General features: G+C 66.8%; 10 protein-coding genes and 1 pseudogene. 5 read left to right on the top strand and 6 right to left on the bottom strand.

What is annotated here, in order from left to right; genetic code table 11:
* Window positions 1-94: 94 nt before the first annotated feature.
* The 4 genes and pseudogenes from ABQE89_RS24850 (at window position 95) to ABQE89_RS24835 (ending at window position 5,090) form a co-directional block, all read left to right on the top strand.
* Window positions 95-694: a hypothetical protein gene (locus tag ABQE89_RS24850; protein ID WP_448421649.1), complete on the top strand. Its 600-nt coding sequence runs from the start codon at window positions 95-97 to the stop codon at window positions 692-694.
* Between the two features lie 125 nt (window positions 695-819).
* Window positions 820-1,040 (top strand): annotated as a pseudogene (locus ABQE89_RS24845) (FAD-binding protein); the annotation flags it as partial.
* Between the two features lie 115 nt (window positions 1,041-1,155).
* The gene (locus ABQE89_RS24840) at window positions 1,156-2,739 is read left to right on the top strand and encodes a peptide chain release factor 3 (protein ID WP_448421647.1); all 1,584 of its coding nucleotides are present in this window, start codon (window positions 1,156-1,158) and stop codon (window positions 2,737-2,739) included.
* 8 nt (window positions 2,740-2,747) lie between these two features.
* Complete coding sequence (locus ABQE89_RS24835; RefSeq protein ID WP_448421645.1) at window positions 2,748-5,090, top strand: AAA family ATPase; 2,343 nt, start codon at window positions 2,748-2,750, stop codon at window positions 5,088-5,090.
* Window positions 5,091-5,093: 3 nt separating this feature from the next.
* Here the strand turns inward: ABQE89_RS24835 and ABQE89_RS24830 are convergent, their stop codons facing one another.
* From ABQE89_RS24830 to ABQE89_RS24805, 6 genes are all read right to left on the bottom strand, one after another.
* Complete coding sequence (locus ABQE89_RS24830; RefSeq protein ID WP_448421643.1) at window positions 5,094-5,408, bottom strand: hypothetical protein; 315 nt, start codon at window positions 5,406-5,408, stop codon at window positions 5,094-5,096.
* Entirely contained in the window at window positions 5,401-6,228 is an 828-nt protein-coding gene (locus ABQE89_RS24825) for an SPFH domain-containing protein (protein WP_448421641.1), read from the bottom strand. Before ABQE89_RS24825 ends, ABQE89_RS24830 begins: the two co-directional genes overlap by 8 nt.
* Window positions 6,228-6,857, bottom strand: coding sequence for a hypothetical protein (locus ABQE89_RS24820; RefSeq protein WP_448421657.1), 630 nt, complete (start codon window positions 6,855-6,857; stop codon window positions 6,228-6,230). Before ABQE89_RS24820 ends, ABQE89_RS24825 begins: the two co-directional genes overlap by 1 nt.
* Window positions 6,857-9,268 (bottom strand): nitric-oxide reductase large subunit, encoded by a 2,412-nt coding sequence (locus ABQE89_RS24815; RefSeq protein WP_448421639.1) that lies wholly within the window; start codon window positions 9,266-9,268, stop codon window positions 6,857-6,859. The genes ABQE89_RS24820 and ABQE89_RS24815 overlap by 1 nt, the downstream gene beginning before the upstream one ends.
* A 133-nt stretch (window positions 9,269-9,401) precedes the next feature.
* Window positions 9,402-9,857, bottom strand: a complete 456-nt coding sequence (cynS, locus tag ABQE89_RS24810; RefSeq protein ID WP_448421637.1) for a cyanase — start codon at window positions 9,855-9,857, stop codon at window positions 9,402-9,404.
* 49 nt (window positions 9,858-9,906) lie between these two features.
* Window positions 9,907-10,260, bottom strand: coding sequence for a Fe-S protein (locus ABQE89_RS24805; RefSeq protein WP_448421635.1), 354 nt, complete (start codon window positions 10,258-10,260; stop codon window positions 9,907-9,909).
* A 107-nt stretch (window positions 10,261-10,367) separates the two neighbouring features.
* Here ABQE89_RS24805 and ABQE89_RS24800 point away from each other — a divergent pair, with 107 nt between their 5' ends.
* Complete coding sequence (locus tag ABQE89_RS24800; protein ID WP_448421633.1) at window positions 10,368-10,943, top strand: YdcF family protein; 576 nt, start codon at window positions 10,368-10,370, stop codon at window positions 10,941-10,943.
* The last annotated feature ends 16 nt before the right edge of the window (window positions 10,944-10,959 follow it).

Genomic DNA, 10,959 nt, shown 5'->3' with positions numbered 1-10,959 from the left:
GCCTAAGACACATCCACTCCGTCAGGAGGTCCTCACCATTTCAAGCAGGCACGCCGTCAACAACCTCTCAGGTCACGACACCTAGGGTCGGCGCATGCCGTTACAGAACCGGGTGACGCCGGTCGGGGACATCATCGCCACCGCAGCCCGGGGCACGCTGATGGGCAACCGGGGCATCCTGCACGACGACGCCCGGCAACTGGTGCGCACGTCACGAAACACGATGTGGCTGATCTGCCGGCTGGAGTTCAAGGGCCGCAGGCGCGAGTTGATGAGCCCGGGCAGCTACACCGAGTTGTTCTTCCTCGACGAAGCCGTCGCGCTCGCCGCCGGACACCGCCCATGTGGTGAGTGTCGGCGCGCGCAGTATTGCGCCTACATGGCAGCGGTGAGCGCCGGCGAGGCCACGCCAGTCAACGGGCCCAGAGACCTCGACCGCAGGCTCAACGTTTCACGCCGGGCGCCCGACCGGCAGCTCGCCTCGCCGACCTGCCTGACGGTGCGTTCGTCACGGTCGACGAAACCGACTATCGGCTGGTCTCCAACGGGGCGTTGCACCGATGGTCTCCCGAGGGCTACGCCCGATCCGGTGCCGATCATCGCCGACGAGACCGCGCCGGTCGTGACGCCGTTGCTGTCGATTACGGCTCTGCGCCACGGCTATTCGCCGGAGATCCATCCCTCGGCTAGGTAGCCGGAGTTTGCACAGGCACACATTTTATTGACTCCCGCGCCAGTTGCGAGGAGGCCTGTTAGCCAGAGTGCGGCATCGCGCCCAGCCGCCCTGCGACGGCCCCGCAACCGACGGAGGGCACTGCCATGGTCGACGTGGACTACTGCGTGGTGGGCGCCGGGTTCGCCGGTCTGACCGCGGCACTGCGCTTGAAGCAAGCCGGCCACGTCCGGTCGGCGGCCGCACGTTCACCGAGACTCGTGACGACGGGCTGTGGCTCGGCCCCGGCCAGGACGCCATCTACGCGTTGGTGAACGAGTCCGGCGTGCCGAGTTACAAGCAGTACACCGAGCGCGACGCGACGATGTTCTCGCCCTGATCACCGCCCACCTCGTGTCCATCGTCTGACGGCCCGGTGTCGGGGCCGCTTGTCGATCGCGATTACGGAATCGGCCCCGCGGCGAAATATCATCGCTGGCGATATGACCGACAGCGCCCTTGCGGCCGAAGCCGCCCGCCGCAGAACCTTTGCCGTCATCAGCCATCCCGATGCCGGAAAATCGACGCTGACCGAGGCGTTGGCCCTGCATGCACAGGCCATCACCGAAGCGGGCGCGGTGCACGGCAAGGCGGGCCGGCGCGCGACGGTGTCGGACTGGCAGGAGATGGAGAAGGCCAGGGGCATCTCGATCACGTCGACGGCACTGCAGTTCCCGTACCGCGACTGCGTCATCAACCTGCTCGACACCCCCGGCCACGCTGACTTCTCCGAGGACACCTACCGGGTGCTGACGGCTGTCGATTGCGCGGTCATGTTGGTGGACGCGGCCAAAGGCCTGGAGCCGCAGACGCTGAAGCTGTTCCAGGTGTGCAAACATCAGGGGATCCCGATCATCACGGTGATCAACAAGTGGGACCGGCCGGGCCGCCACGCGCTGGAGTTGATGGACGAGATCGCCGAGCGGATCGGCCTGCGCCCCACTCCCCTGACCTGGCCGGTCGGCATCGCCGGTGAGTTCAAAGGGGTGCTGGACCGCCGCGACGGCCACTTCATCAGGTTCACCCGCACTGCAGGTGGCGCCAAGGTGGCGCCCGAAGAGCACATCGCTGCCGTCGACGCCCACGATGCGGCGGGCGAGGACTGGGACACCGCCGTCGAGGAATCCGAGCTGCTCTCGGCCGACGGCGCCGACTACGAACGCGACCAGTTCCTCAGCGGCGCAGCCTCTCCGGTGCTGTTCACCTCGGCGGCGCTGAACTTCGGGGTGAACCAGCTACTCGATGTGCTGATCGAGCTGGCACCCGCCCCGACCGGCGCGGTCGACGTCGACGGGGTGTTGCGCGGCCCTGAATCCGCGTTCAGCGCTTTTGTTTTCAAGGTGCAGGCCGGTATGGACTCCGCGCATCGCGATCGCATCGCATATGCCCGGGTGGTCTCGGGGACGTTCGAGCGCGGTGATGTGCTCACCCACGCCGCCACCGGTAAGCCGTTCGTCACCAAGTACGCGCAATCGGTGTTCGGTCAGCACCGTTCGACGCTGGACACCGCGTGGCCGGGCGATGTGATCGGGTTGGCCAATGCGGCCGCGCTGCGCCCTGGAGACACGTTGTATCGCGATGTCCCCGTGGCATTTCCGCCGATTTCGAGCTTCTCCCCCGAGCATTTTTCGGTGGCCCGCGGCACCGATCCGAGCAAGCACAAGCAGTTTCGCCGCGGGATCGAACAGTTGGAGCAGGAGGGCGTGGTGCAGGTGCTGCGCTCCGACCGGCGCGGTGACCAGGCCCCGGTGCTGGCGGCCGTCGGCCCGATGCAGTTCGAGGTGGCGTCGCACCGGATGGCCACCGAGCTCAGCGCCCCGATCTCGCTGGAGTCGCTGCCCTACCAGATCGCGCGGATCGTCGCCCCCGAGGACGCCGAGTTCATGGACAAACAGGTCTCCGCCGAGGTCTTGACCCGCACCGACGGCGTCATGCTCGTGCTGTTCTCCACCCCGTGGCGGCTGGAGGGCTTCCAGCGCGACCATCCGGACGTTGCGCTGGGGTCCTTGGTGGCCGCGGGGATGTAGCCGTCGCGATGCCCGCCGAACGCGAGATCATCCTCACCGACGAGTTCCGTGAGGCGTTGGCGCTGCTGGCCGGCGGTCGGCATCTGTTTCTCACGGGCAAGGCCGGCACCGGCAAGTCGACGCTGATCCGGCGGTTCATGGCCGAGACCGATCGCAACGTGGTCGTGGTCGCGCCCACCGGGATCGCTGCGCTGAACGTCGACGGCTACACCATCCACCGGCTGTTCGGATTTCGCACCACGACCACGCTGACCGACGTCACTGGCGGCGACTACCGCCCGGGCCGGTTCGCCAAGACCCTGGCGTCGCTGCAGACGCTGATCATCGACGAGGCGTCGATGGTGCGCGCCGACGTCTTCGACATGGTGGCCACCGCGTTGAAGCGGTTCGGTCCCGAACCGGGATCGCCGTTCGGCGGCGTGCAGATCGTGCTGGTCGGCGACCTGTACCAGCTGCCGCCCGTGGTGGGCGACGGCGAAGAGGCCTACTTCTCCACCGTCTACGAGACGCCGTACTTCTTCTCGGCCCACGCGTTCGAGCGCTCCGACTTCCCCACCATCTCGCTGACCACGGTATTCCGCCAACTCGGTGACGACCGGATGACCGCCATTCTCAACGAGATTCGCGAAGGCGTGCTACTCGGACACGCCCAGGAGCAACTCAACGCCCGCGCCGACAAGGATTTCGTGCCGCCCGACGATGAGTTCTGGTTGACGCTGGCGCCCACCAATCGGCTGGTGACCGCGCGCAACCGACAACACCTCGAGCGGCTCGAGGGCGACGAGATGCTGCACCGCGCCCGCGAGTCCGGCGACCTGTCGCTGTTCGACAAGCCCATCGAGGACGAGCTGCGGTTCAAGGTTGGCGCACAGGTGATGATGCTCAACAACGACCAGGGCGACCGGTGGGTCAACGGGTCGATCGGACGCGTGATCGGGGTGGGCTATGACCGCTACGGCGTCGTCGTCGAGGTCGAGTTCGCCGACGGCTCCTGCGCGGACGTCACCCCGTTCACTTGGGAGGCCACGCGCCCGGTGGTCGACGGCGGCGTGTTGCGCCGCGAGGTCGTCGGCACCTTCACCCAGCTGCCATTCAAGCTGGCGTGGACGATCACCATCCACAAGAGTCAGGGACAGACGCTGGAGCGGGTCGTCGTCGACCTGACCGGCGGCATGTTCTCGACCGGTCAGCTCTATGTGGCGCTGAGCCGTTGCACCTCGATGGCCGGGCTGGTGCTGAAACGCCCTGTGCTGCCGAAGGATCTGAAGACCGACCGGCGCATCGCCCGTTTCCTGCGCAGTTCGGACAGCAGCTCGGCGGCGCGCAAGTACTGCGCCATCGGCATGCTCACCGTCGGCGACGAGGGCCGCATGTCGCGACCGCGGCCGGTGGAGCTGGCGGTGGCCTTCGACGACGGCACCGCGGTGTCGACGCTGATCAATCCACAGCGTGACCTGGCGGATGCGCGAAACGCTTACGGAATCAGTGTGACTGACGTGCTGCTGGCGCCCACGCTGCGGGAGGCGTGGGCGGTGATCGCGCCGGCGCTGGCCGGCTGCACACCGATCGGTCCGGCGGTGGACGAGACGCTGGGGTTGATCGACTTCGAACTCAAGAGGCTGGGGCATGTAACGGTGATGCCGCTGGGGGTCGATCTGCGCGGAGCGCGGGTGACCGGCCACACGGCGCTGGAGTTGGCCCGCTCGGCACTGGCGGCGCACGCCTCGGCCGAGGTCGAGGGTGGCTCGTCGGCGTTCGAGGAACCCGAACCGGCGGAATTGGTTTCGGGGTTGCTGGTCAGCCGTGACCCCGACGTGCCGACACCCGCGGCAGACCATCTGCCCGGGCTGTCGGCGCTGCTGCGCATCAGCCGCGACGTGGGCGCCGTGCTGCTGGGCGCGTCGGTGCATCGCGACCTCGACTCGTCGTGGGAGGCGGCGGCCCGACTGGCGATCGCCGATCAGTTGCGTGCGGCGGCAGGCCGGGCGCTGCTGCCCGACGAGGTGGTGGCGCGACTACACGAGGCGTCGAAGCTGCTCGGCGTCGACGTGGTGAGCGACGCGGCCACGGCTCTGCGCCACGACATCAACGCGACGCTGGTCCCCGGCGCGCGGATCTGTTTCACCGGAACCGCTTTGGACCCGGCGGGGCGGGTGGTGGAGCGCGACGAGATCGAGCGGCTGGCCGCATCGGCCGGGCTGGCCCCGGTACGGTCGGTGACCAAGACGCGCTGCGAGGTGTTGGTGACCGCCGAAGCCGGCACGCAGTCGGGCAAGGCGCGCAAGGCCCAGGAGTACGGTAAGCCGGTGTTCACCGCCGACGAGTTCTTCGCGTGGCTGGCCGAACGCTGACGCTCAGTTCGGGGACGCGTCCTGCAGGTGCAGGCGCCGCCACAGCCGCGTCCCGCCGGCGATGGCCACCAGTAGACCGATACCGCCGATGACGATGCCGGCGAACAGCGACAGGAACATCGGGTCGATCGAGTCACCGGTCGTTCCGGCCCCGAAGATCCCGCCCACCAGGAAGCCGAACAGCGGTGCCAGCACGGCGACGGCCAACCCCAACAGCATCGGCCACAGTCCCGGCGGGGTGGGTTCGAGCACCACGGGGCGACCGTCGTCGGGTTCGTCGTGCTCGTTGACGGTGGGCTCAGATGCTGCGCTACTCATCGGATCTCACCCTTCTGATGTGAGAGACAGCCTCGCCGGAGCCGTCCGCGTCATCCCTCTTAGTCCGCTGGGCGCCCTCGAGGAACGGGCGGACGATGTCGATGGGAATCGGGAAGACCACGGTGGAGTTCTGGTCGGCGCCCAGTTCGAGCAGGGTCTGCAGGTAGCGCAGTTGCAGTGACGCCGGGCTTTCGCTGAGAGTCACCGCGGCATCGCGCAATTCAGCGGATGCCTGCAACTCTCCGTGCGCGCTGATCACCTTCGCGCGCCGTTCCCGCTCCGCCTCGGCTTCACGGGCCATCGCGCGTTGCATCATCTCGGGGATCTCGACATCCTTGATCTCGACAACCTCCACCTGGATCCCCCACGGCTCGGTCTGCCTGGCGATCGAGGCGGCCAAGTCCTCGTTGAGGTCTGCGCGGTGTGCGAGCAGGGTGTCGAGGTCGGCGCGTCCGACCACCGATCGCAGCGTGGTCTGGGAGATCTGGGAGGTCGCGATCGCGAAGTTCTCCACTGCCATCACCGATTTCGTGGGGTCGATCACGCGGAAAAGGACAACGGCATTGACTCGGGCGGTCACGTTGTCGCGGGTGATGACCTCTTGCGGCGGGATGGTCAGCGTCACCGTACGCAGGTCGACGCGCACCAGTTTGTCGACGCCGGGCAGCACGACGACGATACCGGGTCCGAGCGGCCCGCGCAGTCGCCCAAGACGGAACGCCACGCCGCGTTCGTACTCCTTGATGATGCGCAGCGATGCGACCGCCAGCGCCACCGCCGCGACGGCGAGTAGCACGGCCACCATCACCCAGGCGCTCATCAGCGCGGCTTCCGTCGATCCGATGCGTACGAGGTGCGACGGCGTGATTCGGTCTCGGCCAACCGTTTTCTCTCCTCGAGATTGTCGTCGAGCGACTGGAACGTCACACCGACCGGGACTGCCGGAGTGCGGCGCAAGTGCGACCACAGCGGCGCAGACGCCACACCGGCGGCGGCTGCGCACCCCACCAACAGAAGTGCCTCGGGCACCGTGTCGGCCGCGATGGCCATGGCCAACGGCCAGACGACCGCGATGACGCTGACCGCGCAGGCGATTCCACGGTGAAAGCGTGCCGCCTCGGAAGCCGGCCAGCTGTCGATGGCCCGGCTCACCTCGCGGCCATCGTCGGAAGTAGTACAGGTGTGCTTGACCGGGCAGGCGTTACAGATCGACGGCTTGCCGCGGTAGCGCATGACTCGGTTGTCAGGGTCGAACGACGTCGGCCACAACCACTGGTCCTGCGGACACTGCCACGCGTCGTGGTCGTCGTGGTAGACGAACGGACCTGACCGGTGTTGCTCGACCTTGGCCGCCGCTCGGCGCGCGAAAGTGTCGATGCCGTAGGCGATGACGACCAGCAGCGCGGCGTATCCGATCGCCAGCCACGCCGCGGCCCCGACGCCGGAAATCACGGGCCGTCCCGGGGTTCGGAGTCGGCGGGCGTCGGGCGGCGGTCGGAGGCGTATCGGCTACCCGCGGAAACCGCTATCCCGGTGCGGTCCTCGGCAGCCTCGGCGTGCTCCTCGACGAACAGCGTCTCGGCCGGCAACGTGTGCGTGGTCGCCTTGACCCCATGGCGGACGCCGAGCCACGCGATCCAGAGGAACGGCAGCACACCGCCGATGATGAACAGGAAGTCCCCGGGCATTCGCAACCACTCCAGCACGACGTTGCCGGATTGGGCGATATAGCCCAGTGTGCGGGCCTCGTAGTAGCCGTCGTTGACCGAATGCCACAACTGCAGGACACCCAGCGGCAACAACGTGGCGAACACCATCCACGCCAGTCCGATGTTGAGCGACCAGAACGACACCTTGGCCAACTTGTCGGGCCAGCGCTGCGGCGGGATGATGTATCGCAGCGCGAACAGCGCCAGTCCGACGGCGAGCATCCCGTAGACGCCCATCATCGCGCCGTGCGCATGGTTGGCCGTCAGCGCCGTGCCGATCTGGTAGTAGGACACGATCGGCAGGTTGATCAGGAAGCCGAATATCCCCGCACCGACGAAGTTCCAGAATCCGACCGCGACCAGGAACAGCACCGCCCACCGGTGCGGGAACGGTGCGCTGCTGCGGGACTGCTGTCTGGAACCGAGCTGAAGGAACGTCCACGCCTCCACGGTGAGGAAGGTCAACGGGATGACCTCCAGTGCGGAGAAGAACGCCCCGAGGGCCATGTGCTCCACGGGAGTTCCGGAGAAGTACAGGTGGTGCATGGTCCCGATCACGCCGCCCATCGAGTAGAGGATGACGTCGAGGAAGATGAGTTGGATCGCGATCTTGCGTCGCACCACGCCCAGCATCACGAAGATGTAGGCGACCATGACGGTGGTGAACAGCTCGAGGAAGTCCTCGACCCACAGATGTACCACCCAGAAGCGCCAGAACTCCGCGACGGTGAGATGTGTTTCGGTGCCGGCGAGCATGCCGACGGCGTAGAACGCCGGGATCGCAAGGCCTGCGTAGAAGAACAGCCACGGCATGTTCAGCTTGCTCTCGGTCTTCAGCCGAGAGCGGATCGCCCGGAAGACGATTGCCATCCACAAGAACAGCCCGACGACGAGCAGGGCTTGCCAAAAGCGTGGCAGGTCAAGGTATTCCCATTGCTGGTCGAAGAAGATCGAACCCTTGGCCCAGTCGACGCCGAAGGTGCTCAGCGCGGTACCCGTCAGCGTGCCCGCGACCACCACGAACAGCGCACCGAGCAGCCCGTAGGCCAGCCACGACTGCCGTCGTGGTTCGCGCCCCGAGATGATCGGCGCCAGGAAGATGCCGGCGGCGAGGAAAGACGCCGCTGTCCACAGCAGCGACAGCTGCACGTGCCAGGTGCGCGCCAGGTTGAACGGCAGGATCTGCGCGAGATCGAGTCCGAAGAAGTTGCTCAGTTCGGCGCGGTAATGCTCGATGGCTCCGCCCAGCACCGCTTGGCCGAGGAACAGCACCGCGACGACGAGGAAAAACCAGGCGGTCGCCTTCTGAGAGGGCGTGATCTGGACTTCGCCGGGCTGACGGAAGGCCAGCGACGGTGTTTCGGTTGCGTGCCAACCGATCTTGCGGCTCCAGCGGCCGTAGAGCGCGAACAGCGCACCCAGCCCCGCCAGCAGCGCGATGAGCGACATCGCCGACCAGACCAGGATGTCGGCGGTCGGGGTGTTGTTGACCCGCTGTTCGGGTGGCCAGTTGTTGGTGTAGGAGTAGGCGTGGCCTTCGCGTTCGGCAGCGGCGGCCCACGAAGTCCATGCGAAGAATGCCGTCAGCTCATGGATCTCCTGGGGGTCGGTGATGACGCGCGGGATCAGACCGTATTCCGTGGAGTCGGTGCCGAAGATGTCGGCGTAATGCGCGCGAATGCTGTCGAAGGCGCTGACCTGCTCTGCGGTGAACTGCAGTGTGCCGGTGGCCTCGTCATAGCGGTTGGTGCGCATCATCTCGACGACGGCGGCGGTGGGATCCTGTGCCCCGCGGTCGCGCAGTGACGCGCCGACGTGGTCGGCCGACAACCGAAGGTACTCGGCGGTGTAGTCCGGCCCGAGATAGCCGCCGTGACCCATCACCGAGCCGTACTGCTGCAGTCCGCGGCGCAGGAAGATCTGCTGACCCGCGGTGACCTCTTGTTCGGTGAAGACCGTCTGGCCGTCCGGGCCGACCACCCGCTGTGGCAGCGGCATCGAGTCGGTATAGGTCCTGGCGGCCAGCACGCCCATGATCAGGAACCCGAAGACCATGACCAGGGCGACGCCCTGAACCCAGCCTTTCGATATCGCCAGCTCTGCCTTGGTCGCGGCCGGCGTCGAAGAGGATGCAGTGGACTGCTCGGTCATGGCCACCCCCGCGGAGTTGGTTCTACAAGCTGCGCGTCCTTGCGTAAACGTAAACCAATTCCGCGGCGAATGGCCGGTGTTCCGAAAGTTCGCCCCGCCGTGGGGTGTTGCCTAGGTGTACACCTAGGTCAGGTCAGGATTCGGCAGCGGTCCAGTCGTAGGGCAGGAACTTGCCGTCGAAGGTGACCACGACGCGGTCGCCGCCCGGGTGCGGCTTCTTCTCGACATCGACGCTGAAATTGATGGCGCTCATGATGCCGTCGCCGAACTGTTCGTGGATGAGTTCCTTGATCGCGCCGCCGTAGACCTGAAGAGCCTCGTAGAAGCGGTAGATGGTCGGATCGGTGGGCACCGCGGTGGGCAGCCCGCCGCGCATCGGCACGGCGGCAAGCACGGGTACGGCCTCCTCGTCGAGGCCGAGCAGTCCGACGAGCGTGCGGGCGGACTCGGTTGGGATCGGGTGCTGGCCGAGCAGGGCGGCGGTGGTCCACACGACGGGCTTGTCGATGGCGTCTGCGAGCTGCTGCCAGGTCAGGCCCTTGGTCAGCCGGGCGGTGAGGATCTGCTGGGTGAGTTCGTCTCGGGTCATGCCTCCATCATGGCTAGATTCGAAGGCTCGTCGAGCGCTGCAGCCCGCGCTACCAGAGAACGGCGACCGTCGCGCCCAGGAATGACAGCACACCCACCGCCCAGAACATCGCCCCCGGCACCGGTTCGCCGGTGCGCTTCTGGCGGGCACTTCCCATGCCCAGCACCCCGCCCAGGATGACCAGGATGATCAGCTTGGTGCCGATCTTGGGGTAGTTCAGCTCGATGCCTGCCGGCCACGGCGCCGACAGGATCAGCCCGGTGACCAGCGAGAGCACCAACCCGTAGTCCATCGGGCGGGTGATGCGGAACCGCCGCGCGACGGCCTCGGTGACCCAGGCGCCGAACGTGACGGCGAACCCCACGATGTGCAGCAAGACAACTACGTTGCGTAGTAGATCCATGCCGCCAGCATACGACATCCCGCGCCCGACGTAACGCAACATCGCCGCACCACGATCACATCATCGACAACATCAGGCTCAGAATTCACAGATCGGCAGGAGGGTGAATGCGTCACCGGTGGCGGACGGCAGCGGCGGCGGTGCTCCTGGCGGTGGCGGCCCTGGCGGGCGAGACCTCGCCGGTGGTGGCTCACGCGCAACCCGTCGCGGCCAAGGATTTCTCCAAACCGGCGATCGTCATCCTCGGCTACGGGCTCAACCCCGACGGCACGATGCGCACGATCCTGCGCCGACGGGTGCTCACGGGTTTGGCGGTGGCGCAGTTCTTTCCGCAGTCGCCGATCATCGTGACCGGCGGCAATCCGCGCAACGGCCGCACCGAAGCGGGTCAGATGCGCAACATGCTGATGATGCTCGGCTTCCCCGCGAACCGAATCATCTTGGAGGACAAGGCCAATAGCACGGTGCAGAATGCACGGTTCTCGGTGCCGCTGGCGAAGAAGGCCGACACGTCGGGGATCATCCTGGTGACGTCGTCGACGCATCAGGGGCGGGCCGACGACAACTTCGCCGACGCGGGCGGCCATCTGCTGGCGACGGTGAGCTACCCCGACGGAGATCCGACGACCAACGTCGTGCAGTTCGTGCGCGACGCGATGAGCCCGTTCCTGCATCTCGGATAGCGGCGCGACCAAAGCG

It is taken from the genome of Mycolicibacterium sp. XJ1819, from assembly GCF_053483675.1.
Note: the sequence above shows the minus strand (reverse complement) of the source record. Positions and strands in the feature narration are given on the sequence as shown.

What these genes read in the sequence shown, in the direction of transcription:
- ABQE89_RS24840 (WP_448421647.1), top strand. Translation starts at nt 1,156, where the DNA reads ATGACCGACAGCGCCCTTGCGGCCGAAGCCGCCCGCCGCAGAACCTTT.
- ABQE89_RS24825 (WP_448421641.1), bottom strand. Translation starts at nt 6,228, where the DNA reads ATGAGCGCCTGGGTGATGGTGGCCGTGCTACTCGCCGTCGCGGCGGTG.
- ABQE89_RS24835 (WP_448421645.1), top strand. Translation starts at nt 2,748, where the DNA reads ATGCCCGCCGAACGCGAGATCATCCTCACCGACGAGTTCCGTGAGGCG.
- ABQE89_RS24830 (WP_448421643.1), bottom strand. Translation starts at nt 5,408, where the DNA reads ATGAGTAGCGCAGCATCTGAGCCCACCGTCAACGAGCACGACGAACCC.
- cynS (WP_448421637.1), bottom strand. Translation starts at nt 9,857, where the DNA reads ATGACCCGAGACGAACTCACCCAGCAGATCCTCACCGCCCGGCTGACC.
- ABQE89_RS24815 (WP_448421639.1), bottom strand. Translation starts at nt 9,268, where the DNA reads ATGACCGAGCAGTCCACTGCATCCTCTTCGACGCCGGCCGCGACCAAG.
- ABQE89_RS24805 (WP_448421635.1), bottom strand. Translation starts at nt 10,260, where the DNA reads ATGGATCTACTACGCAACGTAGTTGTCTTGCTGCACATCGTGGGGTTC.
- ABQE89_RS24800 (WP_448421633.1), top strand. Translation starts at nt 10,368, where the DNA reads ATGCGTCACCGGTGGCGGACGGCAGCGGCGGCGGTGCTCCTGGCGGTG.
- ABQE89_RS24850 (WP_448421649.1), top strand. Translation starts at nt 95, where the DNA reads ATGCCGTTACAGAACCGGGTGACGCCGGTCGGGGACATCATCGCCACC.